Below are 18850 nucleotides of genomic sequence, written 5' to 3' on the forward strand. Positions count from 1 at the left end.
GTCCCAACGGGCCTCTGGCCCAGAGTCTGCCAACGCACCCATGACTTCACAAATCCGCATCTTTGGCGCCCGCCAGAACAATCTCAAGAATCTCGATGTTGCCGTCAACACTGGTGAGCTGCTTGTCATCACCGGCGTATCCGGGTCGGGCAAAAGCTCGCTGGCCTTCGATACGCTGTACGCCGAAGGCCAGCGCCGCTACGTCGAGACATTTTCCCCGTATGCCCGCCAGTTCCTCGACCGCATGGACAAGCCGCAGGTCGAGCGCATCGAAGGCATTCTGCCCGCCATTGCCATAGACCAGGTCAATCCTGTGCGCAACTCCCGCAGCACCGTGGGCACCATGACTGAGCTGAACGACCATCTCAAGCTGCTGTTCGCCCGCTTGGGCCGCCTGTACTGCCAATGCTGCGGACAACCCGTATTGCGCGACAACGCGGAATCCATACGCCAACAGTTGGCCGTGCGCACCCAGGCCGAAGATCCCCGTCTCGTCGTCACCTTCCCCATCGTCATCCCGGCCAACTACACCGAGGAGGAAGTCCGAGGCTTTCTCGAGCAGCAGGGCTACACCCGCATACACCACGAGGAAACACGCCTGCACACGCCGTCGTCCCGAAGCAAGGGCAAAAAAGGCAAGGCTGCCGCCACCAAGCCGGAGAAGCTGCGTGTGCTGCACGTCATACAGGACCGCTTCCGCTTCGGTTCCGCGGAAACCGGACGCGTCATGGAAGCGCTCGATACCGCGCTCAAGCAGGGCGATGGGCATGTTGCCATCCATGTCATACCGGACGACGCCAGCCATGCAAATGGCGGCGCGCCCCTGGATGCTGCCAAGGCCCCGGAGAGCCCTCCGCCTGCGGAGGCCGCCGGCGCCAATGGCCTCGTATGGCGGTTCAGCAGCCGCCTGCACTGCGCGCAATGCGATATCGAATACGCCACGCCGCTGCCCAGCACTTTCTCCTTCAACTCGCCGCTCGGAGCATGCGAATCCTGCCGCGGCTTCGGCCGCGTGATGGGCATAGATTATGGCCTCGTGGTGCCCGACACCACCAAGACGCTGCGCGGCGGGGCTCTGCGGCCGTGGCAGACTGCCAGCTACAAGGAATGCCAAACCGAAATGGAGCAGTATGCGCCCAAGGCGGGCGTGCGCCTCGATGTCCCCTGGCAGGACCTCACCGACGACGAACGGCGCTGGGTCATTGACGGCGCGCCCGACTGGAAGGGCGGCCCCCAGGCCTGGAAGCACCAATGGTATGGCGCCCAGCGCTTCTTCGATTGGCTGGAATCGCGCGCCTACAAAATGCATGTGCGCGTGTTGCTCTCCAAGTACCGCAGCTATACACCCTGCCCCGCGTGTGGGGGAGCCCGGCTCAAACCCGACGCCACGCTGTGGCGCATCGGCGATGAAACAGCCGCCGCCGGCGACGGCAGCTATCCGCGCTTCATGCCCGTGCATGCCACCTGGACGCGCGCGCAGCTCGATGCCATGCCGGGGCTGGGCATCCACGATCTCATGCGCCTGCCCATAGAGCGGGTTCGCGATTACTTCCAGCAGATCAGCTTCGGCCAGCAGATGGACGCTGCACTCGATCTGCTTCTCACCGAGGTTCGCACGCGGTTGAAGTTCCTGTGCGACGTCGGGCTGGGCTACCTCTCACTAGACCGGCAAAGCCGCACGCTCTCCGGTGGCGAAGTCCAGCGCATCAATCTCACCACGGCCCTCGGCACATCCCTGGTCAATACCTTGTTCGTGCTGGACGAGCCGTCCATAGGCCTACACCCCCGCGACATGCACCGCGTCGTCGAAGTCATGCACCGCCTGCGGGCCAACGGCAACACCCTGGTAGTGGTCGAACACGACCCGCAGGTCATGATCGCCGCGGACCGCATCATGGACATCGGGCCGGGTCCGGGCGAGCGCGGCGGACACATTGTGTTCGATGGCACACCCGAACAACTGCGCCATGCCGAAACCCTTACAGGCAACTACCTGGGTGGCCGCCTGCGCGTCGAGGCGCCGCGCCCCATGCCGGTGGCCAGCGGCACGCCGCGCCTGCTACTCGAGGGCGTCCGTGCCAACAACCTGAAGAACATCTCGGTTTCCATCCCTCTTGGGCGACTGGTCTGCATCACCGGCGTCTCGGGATCGGGCAAATCCACGCTCGTGCAGGATGTCCTGTATCCAGCCATGCTCAAGCATCAAGGCAAGCCAACGGAGGCGCCTGGGCCCTTTGACCGCCTGCTGGGCGCCGAGCAGCTGGCCGGGGTCGTCATGGTCGACCAAACCCCAATAGGCAAGACGGCGCGATCCAATCCGGCCAGCTATGTGGGCGCCTTCGATCCCATCCGCAAGCTGTTCGCCAACGCACCCACCGCCAAGGAACGGGGCTATACAGCGGGCACGTTCAGCTTCAACACGGGTGACGGCCGTTGTCCCACCTGCGGCGGCACTGGTTTTGAACACGTCGAGATGCAGTTTCTGTCCGACGTCTATTTGCGATGCCCCGACTGCGATGGCAAACGGTTCCGCCCCGAAATCCTCGAGGTGCGCGTTGAGCACATGGGGCGCAGCGCATCCATAGCCGACGTGCTGGAAATGACCATTACCGAAGCGCTCGCGTTTTTTCAGGGGCTGCGCGATGTGCAGTGGGCGCTGTCGCCGCTGGCCGACGTGGGCCTGGAATACGTGCGCCTGGGCCAACCTGTGCCCACGCTGTCGGGCGGCGAAGCGCAGCGCCTCAAGCTGGCCGGCCACCTTGCCGAAGCGGCGCGCAGCGGCATCTCGTCTGCCCGCGTTGCAAAGAAGGGCAGCCTCTTTCTTTTCGATGAACCCACCACTGGCCTGCATTTCGACGACGTCGCCAAGCTCATGCGAGCCTTCCGCAAACTGCTTGCGGCCGGGCATTCGCTGCTTATCATCGAGCACAATCTCGACGTGATACGCGCCGCCGACTGGTTGATCGACCTTGGGCCCGAAGGCGGCGACATGGGCGGCGAGCTGGTGGGCGCGGGCACGCCCGAAACGCTGGCGCGCAACCCCGATTCCCATACCGGCCGCGCGCTGGCCGACTACACCAGCAGCATTGTCTACGAAGACAAATCGCAACAGGCGCGAAAGCTCGCCGAACCGGCTGTGGCATACGGCGACGACACGGGCAAGCCGCTGCAGAGCATTCTGCGCCGCCGCCGCGCGGGCAAGAACAGCATCGACATCCTGAATGCCCGCGAACACAATCTCAAGGGCGTCAATGTCAGCATTCCGCGCGACACCTTCACGGTGATCACCGGTGTATCGGGATCGGGCAAATCCACACTGGCCTTCGACATTCTGTTCAACGAGGGACAGCGCCGCTACCTGGAGTCGCTCAACGCCTATGCCCGTGCCATTGTGCAGCCGGCAGGCAAGCCGGACGTGGATGCCATCTATGGCATACCGCCCACGGTGGCCATCGAACAGCGCACCAGCCGCGGCGGACGCAAGTCCACGGTCGCCACCATGACGGAAATCCACCACTTTCTGCGCCTGTTGTACGTCAAGCTGGGCACGCAGATGTGCCCCACCTGCAATATCGCCGTACAGCCACAAACGGCCGACCAGATCGTGGCCCAGATTCTTTCCGAATACCGTGGCCGTCACATCGGCATTCTCGCGCCGCTGGTCACCGCCCGCAAAGGGTATTACACCGATCTGGCCAAATGGGCCGGCGGCAAGGGCTATACGCATCTGCGCGTCGATGGCGCATTCATTCCGGTATCGCCCTGGCCTCGGCTTGACCGCTATCGCGAGCATACGCTCGAACTGCCTGTTGCCGACCTGCTTGTGGATCCGCGGGAAGAAGCCGCGCTGCGCAACGCCGTACGCACCGCGCTTGAGCATGGCCAAGGCACGCTGACGCTGCTCGCCGACCTGACCGACGGCGCATCGCCTTCTCTGAACGACAGGCGTGCCGCCGGGCTGGCCCATGTCCCGCAACAGCGCCAATTCTCCGTGCGGCGCGCCTGCCCGAGCTGCGGCACCAGCTTTCCCGAGCCCGATCCGCGCATGTTCTCCTACAACTCCAAACACGGCTGGTGCGCAAGCTGCTTCGGCACCGGCCTGCAACTGGCCGGTTTCGATGCGGAACAGACGGGTGAGGAAATCACCTGGAACGCCTGGTACGAAGGCAGCACCGAACCTTGCCGCGCCTGCAATGGCGAGCGCCTGAATCCGGTGTCGCGCGCCTTCCGCTGGCGCGACCGATCCATTGCGCAGTTCGCCGCCATGCCCGTGTCCGAAGCGCAATCCTTCTTCACCGGGCTCATCAGCCGCGGGCGCGAGGCGGATATAGCGCGTGACATTCTCTCCGAAATACGGGGCAGGCTGAACTTCATGCAGGAAGTGGGGCTGGGCTATCTGGCCCTGGACCGCGCAGCGCCCACGCTGTCGGGTGGCGAAGCGCAGCGCATACGCCTGGCCGCGCAACTGGGCTCCAACCTGCAGGGCGTATGCTACGTGCTGGACGAACCCACCATCGGCCTGCATGCGCGCGACAACCAGATATTGCTCAATGCGCTGGCCAGGCTCGAAGGAAACGGCAATACGCTGGTCGTGGTGGAACACGACGAAGACACCATACGCCGTGCCTCGCACATCATTGACATCGGTCCTGGCGCCGGGGTGCGCGGAGGCATGGTGGTGGCGCAAGGCACGGCGCAGGAAATCATGGATAATGCCGCATCGGTCACAGGCCGCTATCTGCGCGAGCCCCTGCCACATCCGCTGCGCGCGCGGCGCCCGATCGATGCCGGCGTTCCCATGATCACCGTGCACAATGCGCATATGCATAATTTGCGCAATGTACAGGCCAGCGTGCCCATCGGACGGCTCAGCGTCGTCACGGGCGTATCGGGTTCAGGCAAGTCCACGCTGGCGCGAGAAGTGCTGCTCGATAACCTCGCCCTCGCGGTATCCGCCGGAAGGGCGCCGGCCTGGCGTGGATGCACAGGCATCGAAGGCTGGAAGCAGATCGACCGCGTGCTCGAGGTGGACCAGACCCCTATCGGCAAGACGCCGCGATCGTGTCCCGCCACCTATGTCGGATTCTGGGACGACGTGCGCAAGCTCTTCGCCGGCACCCGCGAGGCGCGGCTGCGGGGATGGGCGGCAGCCCGCTTCTCCTTCAACACCGGCGACGGGCGATGCCCTGTTTGCGAAGGCCAAGGCATGCGCACACTGGAAATGAGCTTCCTGCCTGACGTGAAAGTGCCTTGCGATGCCTGCAATGGCGAGCGTTTCAGCCGCGATACACTGAATGTCGCCTGGCGCGGGAAAAGTGCCGGCGAAGTGCTGAAAATGGAAGTCGATGACGCCGTTTCGTTCTTCTCCGCCCACTCGAAGATACTGCGCCCGCTGCAGCTGATGCAGGATGTGGGCCTGGGATACTTGACGCTGGGCCAGCCCTCTCCGACGCTGTCGGGTGGCGAAGCGCAGCGCATCAAGCTGGTCACTGAACTGGCCAAGGCGCGGCTCACCGATGGCGTCATCAAGACCGGCAGGGCCTCGCGCATTCCCCACACGCTGTATGTGCTGGACGAACCCACGGTAGGCCTGTCCAGCGCCGATGTCGAAAAGCTGATCCATGTGCTGCACCGCCTGGTCGACGCTGGCAACACCGTCGTCGTGATCGAGCATAATCTGGATATCATTGCCGAAGCCGACTGGGTGCTGGACCTGGGCCCCGAAGGTGGCACGGGCGGCGGCAGGCTTGTTGCGCAGGGTTCGCCCGAAAGCATCATGGCCAACCCTCAATCCCACACCGGCGCGGCGCTCGCACAGTTCATGCGCGGCCATGCCTGCACCGGCCAGGCGGGAAGCCACGCCGCCGCCCCTCTCGGCGAGGATGATCATGCCTCAGCCTGAGGTCCTGTGCCGGTTCGAGAACCGGCTCTCGGGCACTGCGCTGGCATTGTCCGGATTGCGCACGCGTATCGAGGCGCGCTCATCCGATGAACTGAGCCTGGCCTTTGCGCGCATCGACCAAGCGCGCCAGGAGGGCCACTGGGTTGCGCTGCTGCTCGACTACGAGCTGGGTGACTGGCTTGAGCCGGCCGCCGCAGGTTCTCCACGCGTGCATCCGCCGGCGAATCATCCGCCGCTGACCGCTTTGGTCTTTGCTCAGGCACACCATGAGGCCGTCTGGCCGGCCCTCGGCGCACCGCCGGCCCTGACCGCGTCCGCGCGTATCGGCCGCCAACACTACATGGCGCATGTGCAGGCACTGCGCAACGCCATTACGCGCGGTGAGATCTACCAAGCCAACTACACCTTTCCCATAGATGTAATCAGCGACATGGCGCCCCGCGATCTCTATCGCAGCATCTCCGGCAGGCATCCCACGGCCTTTGGCGCTTATATTCAAGATGGCGAGCGGCACGTACTGTCGTTTTCACCCGAGCTGTTCTTCAAGCGGCGCGCGGGCACCATCACGGTCAGGCCCATGAAAGGCACTGCACCGCGCCGGCCCGATCCCGAGGAAGACCAGCGCGAGGGCCGTGCGCTGCTGCAAAGCATTAAAAATCGCGCGGAAAACGTCATGATCGTCGATCTGCTGCGCAACGACCTTGGTCGGCTGGCGGTACCCGGCTCCGTCGAGGTGCAGTCCCTATGCGAACTGGAGTGCTATCCGTCGGTGTGGACACTGACATCGACCGTGACGGCGCATGCACCCGCAGCCAGCCTGGAGACGCTGCTTCGCGCACTGTTTCCTTGCGGGTCCATCACCGGCGCCCCCAAGATAGCGGCCATGCGCAAGATACGCCTCCACGAGGCATCGCCACGGGGCATCTATTGCGGCAGCCTGGGGTGGCTGGCGCCGAACGGCGACTGCACTTTCAACGTTGCCATACGCACCATCGAAATGCACAAGCCTGGCCATGGCGTAATGGGCGTGGGCGGCGGCATTGTCCATGACTCCGATCCTGCGCTGGAATGGGAAGAATGCTTATGGAAAGCGCGGATACTGAACACCGCAGCAGCCACGACGGAGGAAAAGTCGATTACCATGGTGTAGAACAGGCAGGGATGCAGACATGACTCAGAACCAGCACAGCGCACCAGACCCGGATATCGACATCGCCCTCATCGAAACCATGCGCGTGGATCCGGGGCCAGCCATTCCGCTGCTTGCCGGCCATCGAAGCCGTCTGCAGACATCATGCCAGGCATTGGGCTACCCTTGGCCCGGCGAACAACTCTTTGCCGAACTTGGACGCCATGCCGCGGCACTTGATCCGGGCAAATCGCATCGCATCCGCTTGCTGCTTGATCGCAGCGGCCGATTCACATTCACTTCCGGTCCACTGACGCCCACGCCCGAACCCGTCCAGATCCGCCTTGCTCCCCAGATGCTGGAAGCGCCTGTCTTCTGGCTGGCCCATAAAACAACGCATCGTCCGTGGTATGAGCTGGCGCAATCGTGGCTGGCCATGCATCCCGAGGTGTTCGATCTCGTGTTCTGCAACGAGCGGGAAGAACTCAGCGAAGGTAGCCGCTGCAACGTATATATTCAAGACGACCAGGGAGTCTGGCTGACGCCCCACACCGACAGCGGCCTGCTGCCCGGCGTGATGCGCCAGGCCCTGATTGAGCGCGGCGACGTGCGCGAAGCGCGCATCAGCCGCGCCGATTTCCTGCAAGCACCGGCATGGCGCGTCTCGAACGCCCTGCGGGGCTGGCTTGACGCACGCCTTCGTCTGGGCGCCATCAAGGCGCCGGGAAACAAAGAGCAGCAATAGGCACCGGCTCGTCCAGCTAGCCGGCGGCCTTAAGCACTTCGCGCGCGATGATCAATTTCTGTACCTCGGTGGCGCCCTCATAGATGCGCAGCGCGCGAATGTCCCGATACAAGCGCTCCACCGGCGTGTTGCTGCGCACGCCCTGCCCGCCAAACATCTGCAGCACGCGATCTATGACCCACTGCGCCGATTCGGTCGATGCCATCTTGGCCATGGCGGTGGGCGCGGTCGACGGCTTTCTCAGCACGTCACGGGTCCAGGCGGCCCGATAGGTCAGCAAGGCGCTTTGATCTATTTCCGTGGCAATGTCTCCGAACGCAGCCTGGGTCAATTGAAAGTCGGCCAGGGTCTGTCCAAACATCTTGCGCTCACGCGCATGGGCAAGACCCTCGGCCAGCGCACGCCGCGCAAAACCCAGAGCAGCCGCGGCAACCGAACAGCGAAAGATGTCCAGCGTGCGCATGGCCAGCTTGAAGCCTTGATTCAGCTCTCCGATCATCTGGCTGGCCGGAATCCGGCAATCGCTGAAACGCAGCGTGGCAAGCGGATGCGGCGACATCACGTCCAACGTTTCCTCGATGTCGAAGCCCGGTGTGCCCGCCTCGATCACAAAAGCGCTGATACCCCGGGAGCCTGCTTCGGGATCGGTGCGGACAAACACACAGTAGTAGTCGGCAAGGCCGCCATTCGAGATCCAGGTCTTGCGCCCATTCAGAATGTAGTCGTCGCCGTCCCGCACCGCGGCGCAGGAAAGCGCAGCCACGTCCGACCCTGCTTCGGGCTCCGACAAGGCAAATGCGGCAATAGCCTTGCCGCTGGCGGTCGGGGGCAGGTATTGCCGCTTCTGCGCATCGGTGCCCGCCAAGGTCAGCGCGCCTGAGCCCAGCCCTTGCATGGCGAAGGAAAAATCGGCCAGCGCGTGATAACGGCCCAGGGTTTCACGCAATATGCACAACGAACGCGAGTCTATATCCGGCAGTTTGCCGCCCAGGACACCCTGCTCGCCCGCCGGCACACAATAGCCCAGCCACCCCGCCTCGCCCAGTTCCCCGACCAATTTGCGGCAGGTGGCATTCAGATCGGAAAAATCCATGCCCTCCAGATCCGCCTGGCTACACCAGACGTCAAGATCGCGCGCCAGACGGCGATGCGCATCGTCGAAGAAAGGCCAGTCCAGCCAGCTCGTGTCGTGATACATGAATTGTGTCTCCTTTCCGCTGCTTCAACGATTCTGAACAAAAATAATACTTTAAACCTAAATTATTTTATCCGCAGCCCTTGCGCGGACGTCACGCGGAGAATTTTCCATGAAGCAGCCACTGCATCGCATCATGCGCCGCGGCCATGCCCATGGAGGCGGTGACCGTGACCAGCGAGCCATAGCCCGCACAGGATAGGCCTTGCAGTATCGCCGCCTCGGGCGCGTGGGCAGCCAGCTGACCCGGTTCGTCACGGGGCGTTGGCGTATCGCCGACGGCCTTGAGCGCCGTGCGAGCCTGCAGCCATACATCGGGCAATTGCGCGGGCTGGTCGAACCACAGCGCGCGTACCCCCATGCGCGGCACGCGGCGACGCGCCTTGCCGCCACCCTGGCCCCCTCTGGGAAAACCATGCCGCCGGCGCAGCGTATTGCGCAGCTTGGCCAGAAGCGCATCGTTCACGGCCTGCGAAAGGTCACCTGCCGTAAGCGCCAGCGGATTCGTCTTTCCGCCCGCGCCGCCGCACACCACGATGGGCAGCGTGCGCTGCCGCGCTTCCAGTATCATTGCAATCTTTGCCTGGGCTTGGTCCGTGCAATCAATGACGACATCAAGCGGTCCCGTAAAAAGCGAGCCGACATTGTCAGGGCTGACGAAATCGTCGACCAGCGTGAGCGCGCACGCTGGGTTGATGCCCCGTATGCGCTGCGCCATGGCCATGATCTTCGCCTGGCCCAACGTATCGCCAAGCGCATGCAATTGCCGATTGATATTGGATTCGGCGATATGGTCCAGATCCACCAGCACCAGCCCGCCCACGCCCGACCTTGCCAGCGCCTCCGCACACCATGAGCCCACGCCCCCTATGCCGGCCACCAGCACCCTTGCCTGTCCAAGGCGCGCGGCGCCCGCCTGCCCAAAGATGCGCTCCACACCGCCAAAGCGGCGCGCCGCATCGATGCTATTGACATGGGGAGGGTTGCTGGAACCGGGCAGGCTGTTCATGGCGTTGGGGTTGATTTCTGGTTGCGTCAAGCGCTTTATTGTCCCATGCCTTGCGCCGGCCGGCACCGGCGCAAGGCGGTTCATCGCTGCCCCGGCACGCCTGAAAGGCAGACAAGACCTGCCGCAAGGACGACGCCCGCACCCGAAAAACAACATCGGTCGCGAGGAATCTTCATCCAGGCGCTTGTGTCCGGATACTTGTATCCTAAAATAGTGCCAGGCCGCGCACTCACGCGGCACCTGAGGCTTCAGAATACAACGCTGACGTGAACACCGCTTATTCCCCCGCTGCCCAATCCCTGCCTTCCCCAGCCAGTTTCCGGCTGCTGACCGAAGCCGAACGCAAAGCCTCCCTCCAGGCGGCGCTGGCACATTGGAAACCCGATCAGGATGTCTGGGTATACGGATACGGCTCTCTCATCTGGCGTCCTGAATTCGACTTCACCGAAAAGCGCATCGCCCTGCTGCATGGCTACCATCGCGCCCTGTGCCTGTGGTCGCGTGTCAACCGGGGCACACCAGACCAGCCTGGGCTGGTCTTCGGCCTGGACGTGGGGGGATCCTGCCGGGGCATGGCCTTCCGGATTCCTGCCGCAAGCGTACCGGCTGACATGGAGGCCTTGTGGCGGCGCGAGATGCCCAGCGGCGCCTATATCCCGAAATGGATCAATTGCCGCACGGACCAAGGCGCCATCAGCGCGCTGGCCTTCACCATGAACCGCAACACCGATGCCTATGTGCGCGGCCTGTCCAACGAACATCTGCTTCATATCGTGCGCAACGCACATGGAAGCTACGGGCCCTGCGTCGAGTATGTGCTCGAGACCGCCGATGCGCTCAAGCGTTCGAATATCCATGACAAACGGCTGCAGGCGCTCGTGGGACAACTGGCGCGGCCCGCACCCAGCGCCTGAACCGCCCCAGCAAGACACTGGGCACCAACGGGCGGGCCGCCCCCGCCATCCAGTACACTATACATTCAGCCCTACAGAAAGCGTCGCATCATGTCTGTTGCCGATATCCGCCAGAAATATGACAAATTCGAGTTGCTCGAATCCGCCGTGGCCGACACACCGCTGGACCAGTTCGCCCAATGGATGGACGAAGCCATCAAGGCCGAGGTGCCCGAGCCCACAGCGATGACGCTGGCCACGGCTACACCCGATGGCCAGCCTTCCGCCCGCATTGTCCTGCTCAAGGGCTTCGACATGCGCGGCTTCGTCTTCTTTACCAACTACACATCCCGCAAGGGCCAGGAACTGGCTGCCAATCCGCATGCCAGTCTGCTGTTCTTCTGGCCGGCGCTGGAGCGCCAAGTACGCATCGAAGGCGGCATTTCCAAGATAGCGCCCGAAGAGTCGGACGCCTACTTCCGCAGCCGCCCGCTGGGTTCGCGTATCGGCGCCTGGGTATCGCCCCAAAGCCAGCCCATCACGCGCGACGAGCTTGAATCCCGGCGTGCTGCGCTGACGGAATCGCTGGGCGAAGACCCTGCCCGGCCGGAGCATTGGGGCGGCTACCGCATCGCACCCGACCGCATCGAATTCTGGCAAGGCAGGCCCTCCCGCCTGCATGACCGGCTTGTGTACGAGCGCGCCGAAACCGGCTGGATCCTGCGGCGTCTGGCACCCTGAGCGCCCCCGGAAAGCCGACCACTCGATGCCCGCACAGCCACACAACTTCGATTCGACCTACTTTCGCGCCGCACTGGGCCGCTTTGCAACGGGTGTCACCGTCATAACATGCGAATCAGCCCATCCAGCCACGCCCGTGGGCCTGACCATCAGCTCATTCAACTCCGTATCGCTGGATCCGCCCATGGTGTTGTGGTCGCTGACACGCAAAGCGTCGAGCCTCGCGCACTTCCAGCGCGCCGAGCGCTACGTCATACATGTGCTGGCCGCCAGCCAGCTGCATCTGGCCAGGCAATTCGCCTCCGGGCCGCAGTCCCTGCGTTTCCGCGATCTGCGCCTCAAGCGGGCGCCCGGCGGCACCCTCATGCTGGATGATCCTGAATGCGCAGCCTGGTTCGAATGCTACAACCTCACGCGGCATGAGGCTGGCGATCACCTGGTCTTCATCGGCCAAGTCGAACGCTGCGGACGCAGCTTCAACCAGCCGCTGGTTTACCATGCCGGTGATTTCGACCTGACTCCATCCACCGAGCCGCTGTCCAACAACTGACGGGCGACACCTTCCTTTTCTCAATAAACAAGCATGAGTGCAGATATAGACACCATCGTCCTGGGCGCCGGCGTCATCGGGCTTGCCGTTGCACGGGAACTCGCCTTGGCCGGACGCGAAGTGCTGGTGGTCGAACAGGCCGAAGCCATCGGCACGGGCACCAGCTCGCGCAATTCCGAGGTGATACATGCGGGCATCTATTACCCCCAGCACAGCCTGAAGGCGCGTCTTTGCGTACAGGGCAAACACATGTTGTATGACTATTGCGGCGCACGCGGCATCCCCTGCAGGCGTCTGGGCAAGCTGATCGTGGCGTCCACGCCCGCGCAGAGTGCGGGGCTGGACGCAATCGCCCGGTGCGCGCGGCATAACGGCGTGAATGATCTCTATCGCATCAGCGGCGAAGAAGCCCGCAGCCTAGAACCGGAGCTGGTTTGCGACGCAGCATTGGTATCGCCGTCGACGGGCATCATCGACAGCCATGCGCTCATGCTGGCGCTGCAGGGCGACGCGGAGAACGCAGGCGCGCAATGCGTCTTTCACACCCGCTTCAGCGCCGGCCGCGTGCTGCCTGAAGGCGGCTTCGAATTGACCTTTTCCGGCGATGAGGCCATGATGCTCACCGCCCGCCAGGTCGTCAATGCCACAGGACTATCAGCACCCGACAGCGCGCGCAGGCTGGCCGGGCATCCCGCGAACGCGATACCCGACGCCTACTTCTGCAAAGGCAGCTATTTCACACTCACCGGTCGTGCTCCTTTCGAACACCTCATTTACCCCATGCCCAACGAAGCCGGCCTGGGCGTGCATCTTACGCTGGACCTGGGCGGCCAGGCAAAATTCGGGCCAGATACACAATGGGTGGAGGGCGAAGACTACACCCTGGACGCAGGCCGCGGCGAACGCTTCTACGACGCCGTACGCAGCTATTGGCCCGGCCTGCCGGACGGCGCGCTGCAGCCTGGCTATACCGGCATACGCCCGAAAATCGTCGGTGCCGGATCACCCGCGGCCGACTTCGTCATCGCCGGCCCCGCTGCGCATGGCATACCGGGCCTGCTCAACCTTTTCGGCATAGAATCACCCGGCCTGACCGCATGCCTGGCCATTGCCCAGGCTGCCCGCGAGGCGCTGGAACACACTGCCTGACCGGATTCCCCTGCACATGAATGACTACATACTGACCCTTTCCTGCCCTGATCGCATTGGCATCGTTCATCACGTGACGGGATGGCTGCTCGGCCTGCAGGGCAATATCGTCGATGCGCAGCAGTTCGGCGATCTCGCAACGCAGCGATTCTTTCTGCGGGTTCATTTTTCGCTGCCCCAGGACGTGGCTTCCGCCGAACTTGAGCAACGCTTCGTGGCGGTGGCCGACCGCTTTGATATGCAGGCGAGCATTCATGACGCGCGGCGCAAGGCCCGGCTGCTCATTCTCGTGAGCAGACAGGGACATTGCCTGAACGACCTGCTGTTTCGCACGCACAGCGGCCAGCTGCCTGTGGAAATAGCGGGTGTGGTATCCAATCACCAGGATTTTCGCGGCATGGTGGAAGGCTATGGCATTCCCTTTCACCATATTCCCGTCGACGCGGCATCCAAGCATGCGCAGGAGCGGCGAGTTCTGGATCTGGTGGAACAAGCGCAGGTGGATCTTGTGGTGCTGGCGCGCTATATGCAGATTCTGTCCGATTCGCTGTGCGTCGCGCTTTCAGGCAGAGCCATCAACATACACCACAGCTTTCTGCCCAGCTTCAAAGGCGCACGCCCCTATCACCAGGCGCATGAGCGGGGCGTGAAAATCATCGGCGCCACCGCGCACTACGTGACGGCAGACCTGGACGAAGGCCCCATCATTGAACAGGACATCCGACGGGTAGGCCATGAAATGAGCCCATCGGATCTGGTGCGCGTGGGCAGCGACATCGAATCTCTCGTGCTTGCCCGCGCTGTGCGCTGGCATGTCGAACATCGCATACTGCTCAACGGGCAGCGCACCGTGGTATTCCGCTAGACGCCTGCGTACAGGCGTCGCACAATCATCCGCCGATAGCCAGGCCTTCGCGCCGGGGATCGGCGCCGCCTTCCAGCCCCTGCGGCGTAATGGCAATACCCTGCAGCCCGCTGGGAAAGTCCATCTCTCGCACACTATGACCCATTGCCTCCAAGGGCCTGCGCAGCGTTTGCAGCACCGTGCCTTTCTCGAGCTCCGTTTCACGGTTGCGGCTGCCGAAATTGGGCAGATCGATGGCCTGCTGCACGTTCATGCCCCAGTCCAGCACGCCCAGCAATGCCTTGGCGACATAGTTGATGATGGACGATCCTCCGGGCGAGCCGATCGCCAGCACCGGCGCATCCTGGCGAAACACAATCATGGGCGACATGGAACTGCGCGGGCGCTTGCCGGGCTCGACCCGGTTCGCCACCAGCCTGCCTTGATCATCGGTATCGCTCAAGGAAAAGTCCGTAAGCTGGTTGTTCAGCAGAAAACCATCGACGAATATCTTGCTGCCGAATGCGGTTTCTATGGATGTGGTCATGGACACCACGCCGCCGTGTGCATCCACCGCCACAATATGGCTGGTGGACGGCAATTCGGGAGAGGCGTCCTGGCCACGCACCGCCTTTAAACCCGCGGGATCGCCGGGCCGGGCATGCCCCATGGCCTGATGCGCATCAATCAGGCCTGCGCGCAGACGCAGATAACGCGGGTCCAGCATGGCTTGAACAGGCACATCGACAAAATCGGGATCAGCAACATACAGGCTTCTGTCGGCGAAGGCCAGGCGCCCCGCCTCTGCAAACAAATGCACCGACTCAAGGGAAAGCGGCCGCAGCGATGCAATCGATGTGTGCGACAGGATACCCAGCATCTGCATTACCGCCAGTGGCCCTGAACTGGGCGGCGGCATGCCGCACAAGCGATAGCCCTCGTAAGGCATGCACAAGGGTTCGCGGACCCTGGCGCGATATCCGGCGAGATCGGACAGCGTCATGTCACCCGCCACAGGATGCGATGCGATGGCCCGCACCATGTCGCGCGCGATGCGCCCCTGGTAGAAGGCCTTGGGTCCCTGCGCCGCGATGGCACGCAGGGTACCGGCCAACGCGGGGTTGCGAAGCACATGCCCCACAGGCCACGGCTGGCCTTCGGCGTCATAGAAATAGGCTGCCGCAGCCGGCTGCTGACGCAACCACGTATTGCTGGCCAGCAGCGCATGCAGGCGCGGCGAGACAGCAAAGCCCTCTTGGGCCAGCTTGATCGCGGGCTGGAACAGCGCGGCCCAGTCAAGCCTGCCGTGGGCCTGATGTGCCAGCGCCAATGCGTGCACAACGCCCGGCACGCCGACAGACAGACCGCTGTTGACGGCCGCCTGGAATGGAATGGCCTTGCCATCCCGCATAAAGCGGTTGCCGCGCGCCGCAGCCGGCGCCGTTTCGCGCCCATCGTAGGCCTGGAGCGCGTGCGTTTGAGCGTCATACACCATGACGAATGCGCCGCCGCCAATGCCGGACGATTGCGGCTCGACCAGGTTGAGCACCATCTGCATGGCGATGGCGGCATCGATGGCACTTCCGCCATTGGCCAGTATCCGGGCGCCCGCCCGAGAGGCCAGGGGATTGGCGCTGCTGGCCATATAATGCGGCGCGCGAACAACCGGATGTTCGATACGCCCCGTGGCCGCTTCCGGATTCGCATACCTGGCCCGAATCTGGTCCGCCGAAGGCACGGGCGCCACCCGCGTCCCAGGCTGCGGCGACGCGGGGCAGGCGCTGGCCTGGCCTTCGAAGTGCGGCGCCCCAGGCCCGGCGCAGGCGGCCAACGCAAGCGAAAGTGCTAGGCCGGCGCTCGCGCAGGCACGGCGCCAGGCGGCGCCTGACCACCACCGCGCGGTACGATATATCCATGACGCATGGTGCTGCTTCATGATGGCTTCTCTTTTTCGTTAGTTACTTGCCTCAACCACGTCTCGAAGGCGAGCAGCGCATCTGGCCGCTCGGTATCGGTGGGATAACCGAAATAGTAGGCTTCGGGAACGCGCAGCACGCCAGGATGCGGGATGGCCAGCCGCCCTGCCGCCAGATCGGGTTCCGCAATAAATTGGGGGACCAGGCCCACCCCCAGCCCGGACTTGACTGCGGCCAGCACCATAGTGAAAAGCTCGTAGCGGGGCCCCGCGCTGATGGACGGCGCATAGGCCAGCCCTTGCGCCTCGTACCAATAGCGCCACGCATCGGGCCTGGAAATCATATGCAGGTGTGTCAGTCCGGCCAGCGCCGTGGCTGGGCCGGCATCGGTATGCTTGCTCACGCCCGGCGCGGCGTCCAGCAGCTCGGGCAGGCATACCGGAACCAATTGTCCTTCGTCGAACAGCTTGAGGCCAGCGGTTTGGGGCCAGAGCTGGGTCGCATGATAGATGGCGGCATCGAACGGATGGTCCTTGAACTGGAATGGCAGGGTGCGCGCCGACAGGCTGACTGCGATATCCGGATGCTGCCGATGAAATGCAGCCAGCCGAGGCAGCAGCCAGGTCGCGGCAAGCGTGGGCAAGACGGCCACGTGCAGGCTGCGGCCCATGCCCGAACGTGTCATCAGCCCGAACGTGTCTTTCTCCAATTGCTCCAGATGGTGACGCACACGCGCCGCATACTCGGCGCCCGCATCCGTCAGCGCTACCCGGCGCCGCACTCGGGTGAGCAACTGCACGCCCAGACGCTGCTCCAGCCCCGTGACCTGGCGGTACACTGCACTGTGCGTGAGTGACAGCTCCTCGGCTGCGCGCGAGAATGACCCCAGGCGAGCCGTGGCTTCAAATGCCTGCAATGCGCCCAGATTGGGTACGCCGTTTCTCATGAAGACTCCAGGACTGCGGCATAAACAGCCGTATTCTTGCATAATAGGCAAGACATTGTGCAATTTTATCAATTGCGTTGTGCGCACAACGCACATATCCTTTTCCATCTATGAACGCCGAACCTAATCAAATTCCCGCCCCCGCCCGCATGGGCGGCCATCTGCTTGTTGATCAGCTTGTTGCCCATGGCGTCAGACACGTGTTCTGCGTGCCCGGCGAGAGCTATCTGGCCGTGCTTGACGGCCTGCACGACGCCAACATCCAGGTCACCGTATGCCGCCAGGAGGGCGGCGCAGCCATGATGGCCGACGCGCACGGCAAGCTCACCGGAGAACCCGGCATTGTCATGGTCACGCGCGGGCCAGGCGCATCGAACGCCCTGGCCGGCATCCACATATCTCATCAGGACTCCACGCCGCTCATTATGTTCGTGGGGCAGATCGAGCGCGGCATGCGCGAGCGCGACGCATTCCAGGAAATGGATTACCGCGCCGTGTTCGGCACTCAGGCCAAATGGGTGACCGAAATCGATCAGGTCGAGCGCATTCCGGAAATCATTTCGCGCGCATTTCACGTGGCAACGTCCGGCCGCCCGGGCCCCGTGGTCATCGCCCTGCCGGAGGACATGCTGGTCGAGTATGCACAGGTTGCCGATGCACCGCATTACCAGGTTGTGGAAAATGCGCCCACCGCGACGCAGGTACAGTCGCTGGGCGAACGTCTTGCCAAGGCGCGCAGGCCCATTGCCATCCTGGGAGGCAGCCGCTGGGATCAGGATGCCGTCGACCGGTTTGCGGATTTCGCGCAGCGCTTTCACCTGCCGGTCGGCGTGCAGTTTCGCCGTCAGATGCTGTTTCCCACTACGCACCCCTGTTTTGTTGGCGATGTCGGCTTGGGTGGCAACCCCGAACTCATGCAATACATCCGCGATGCCGATCTGATTCTGCTTGTGGGCGGACGCATGTCGGAAATCGCCAGTCAGAGCTATACGCTCATGAATATCCCGGTACCCAGCCAGGCACTGGTGCACGTACATCCCGATTCCGAAGAACTGAACCGCGTCTACCGGGCCACGCTGGCCATCAATACTTCGCCGATCGCTTTCACGCAATCGCTTGCTGCGCTGCAGGCGCCCGCTCAGCCCGCATGGGCCGCGCAGGCCGATCATATGCGGGCAAGCTATCTGGCCTGGACCGACTCGCTCAAAATAGAAAACCCCGGCAGCCTGCAGATGGGCCAGGTCATGGCCTATCTGAAATCCGTCCTGCCTCCGGATGCCATCATGACAAATGGCGCCGGCAATTATGCGACATGGCTGCACCGATTCCATCCCTTCCAGCGTTTCGGCACCCAGCTGGCGCCCACCTCGGGCTCCATGGGGTACGGCCTGCCCGCCGCGGTTGGGGCCAAGCGCATACAGCCTGACAAAACCGTCGTGTGTTTCGCGGGCGACGGCTGTTTCATGATGCATGGCCAGGAGTTCGCGACCGCTGTTCAGTACGGCCTGCCCATTGTCGCGATTATTTTCGACAATGGTATGTTTGCCACAATACGTATGCACCAGGAGCGTCACTATCCTGGCCGTATTTCCGCCACAAGCCTGCAGAACCCGGACTTCGCCGCCTACGCCAAGGCCTTCGGCGGACATGGCGAGCGCGTGGAGACAACGGAACAGTTCGCCCCTGCGTTCGAACGCGCGCTGGCCAGCGGCAAGCCGGCCATCCTGCACTGCATCCTGGACCCGGAAGCCATCACGCCGACAACCACCATACAAAAAATACGCCAGCAGGCGCTGCGCGACCAGGCCAAGTCCTGACGCCGGCCCAGGCC

General features: G+C 63.4%; 13 protein-coding genes. 9 read left to right on the forward strand and 4 right to left on the reverse strand.

What is annotated here, in order from left to right:
• Positions 1–40 precede the first annotated feature (40 nt).
• From uvrA to ERD78_RS02220, 3 genes are read left to right on the forward strand one after another with little or no spacing between them, the layout of a single operon-like run.
• A complete protein-coding gene (gene uvrA, locus ERD78_RS02210) occupies positions 41–5902 on the forward strand; it encodes an excinuclease ABC subunit UvrA (RefSeq protein ID WP_129967613.1) in 5862 nt (1953 codons plus the stop codon).
• Positions 5889–7052: an aminodeoxychorismate synthase component I gene (pabB, locus tag ERD78_RS02215; RefSeq protein ID WP_129967615.1), complete on the forward strand. Its 1164-nt coding sequence runs from the start codon at positions 5889–5891 to the stop codon at positions 7050–7052. The genes uvrA and pabB overlap by 14 nt, the downstream gene beginning before the upstream one ends.
• A 19-nt stretch (positions 7053–7071) precedes the next feature.
• Positions 7072–7776, forward strand: a complete 705-nt coding sequence (locus ERD78_RS02220) for an aminotransferase class IV (protein WP_129967617.1) — start codon at positions 7072–7074, stop codon at positions 7774–7776.
• Positions 7777–7792: 16 nt separating this feature from the next.
• Here the strand turns inward: ERD78_RS02220 and ERD78_RS02225 are convergent, their stop codons facing one another.
• Together ERD78_RS02225 and ERD78_RS02230 are read right to left on the reverse strand one after the other, a co-directional pair.
• Positions 7793–8974, reverse strand: coding sequence for an acyl-CoA dehydrogenase family protein (locus tag ERD78_RS02225; protein ID WP_129967619.1), 1182 nt, complete (start codon positions 8972–8974; stop codon positions 7793–7795).
• A gap of 91 nt (positions 8975–9065) precedes the next feature.
• Positions 9066–9980, reverse strand: a complete 915-nt coding sequence (locus tag ERD78_RS02230) for a tRNA threonylcarbamoyladenosine dehydratase (protein WP_129968294.1) — start codon at positions 9978–9980, stop codon at positions 9066–9068.
• A gap of 266 nt (positions 9981–10246) precedes the next feature.
• On the opposite strand from ERD78_RS02230, the gene ERD78_RS02235 reads away from it, so the two are divergent.
• The 5 genes from ERD78_RS02235 (at position 10247) to purU (ending at position 14178) form a co-directional block, all read left to right on the forward strand.
• Entirely contained in the window at positions 10247–10894 is a 648-nt protein-coding gene (locus ERD78_RS02235; protein ID WP_129967621.1) for a gamma-glutamylcyclotransferase, read from the forward strand.
• Between the two features lie 90 nt (positions 10895–10984).
• On the forward strand, positions 10985–11614 hold the full coding sequence (gene pdxH / locus ERD78_RS02240; RefSeq protein ID WP_129967623.1) for a pyridoxamine 5'-phosphate oxidase: 630 nt from the start codon (positions 10985–10987) through the stop codon (positions 11612–11614).
• Positions 11615–11639: 25 nt separating this feature from the next.
• Entirely contained in the window at positions 11640–12164 is a 525-nt protein-coding gene (locus tag ERD78_RS02245; RefSeq protein ID WP_129967625.1) for a flavin reductase family protein, read from the forward strand.
• 33 nt (positions 12165–12197) lie between these two features.
• On the forward strand, positions 12198–13313 hold the full coding sequence (locus ERD78_RS02250; RefSeq protein WP_129967627.1) for an NAD(P)/FAD-dependent oxidoreductase: 1116 nt from the start codon (positions 12198–12200) through the stop codon (positions 13311–13313).
• 10 nt (positions 13314–13323) lie between these two features.
• On the forward strand, positions 13324–14178 hold the full coding sequence (gene purU / locus ERD78_RS02255; protein ID WP_209019948.1) for a formyltetrahydrofolate deformylase: 855 nt from the start codon (positions 13324–13326) through the stop codon (positions 14176–14178).
• Positions 14179–14203: 25 nt separating this feature from the next.
• On the opposite strand, the gene ggt is transcribed toward purU, so the two are convergent.
• Together ggt and ERD78_RS02265 are read right to left on the reverse strand one after the other, a co-directional pair.
• Positions 14204–16093, reverse strand: coding sequence for a gamma-glutamyltransferase (gene ggt / locus ERD78_RS02260; protein ID WP_129967631.1), 1890 nt, complete (start codon positions 16091–16093; stop codon positions 14204–14206).
• Complete coding sequence (locus ERD78_RS02265; protein ID WP_129967633.1) at positions 16090–17019, reverse strand: LysR substrate-binding domain-containing protein; 930 nt, start codon at positions 17017–17019, stop codon at positions 16090–16092. The genes ggt and ERD78_RS02265 overlap by 4 nt, the downstream gene beginning before the upstream one ends.
• Positions 17020–17129: 110 nt before the next feature.
• Here ERD78_RS02265 and ERD78_RS02270 point away from each other — a divergent pair, with 110 nt between their 5' ends.
• A complete protein-coding gene (locus tag ERD78_RS02270; RefSeq protein ID WP_129967635.1) occupies positions 17130–18836 on the forward strand; it encodes a thiamine pyrophosphate-binding protein in 1707 nt (568 codons plus the stop codon).
• Positions 18837–18850 lie beyond the last annotated feature (14 nt).

It is taken from the genome of Allopusillimonas soli, assembly GCF_004153445.1.
Classification (GTDB): domain Bacteria; phylum Pseudomonadota; class Gammaproteobacteria; order Burkholderiales; family Burkholderiaceae_B; genus Allopusillimonas; species Allopusillimonas soli.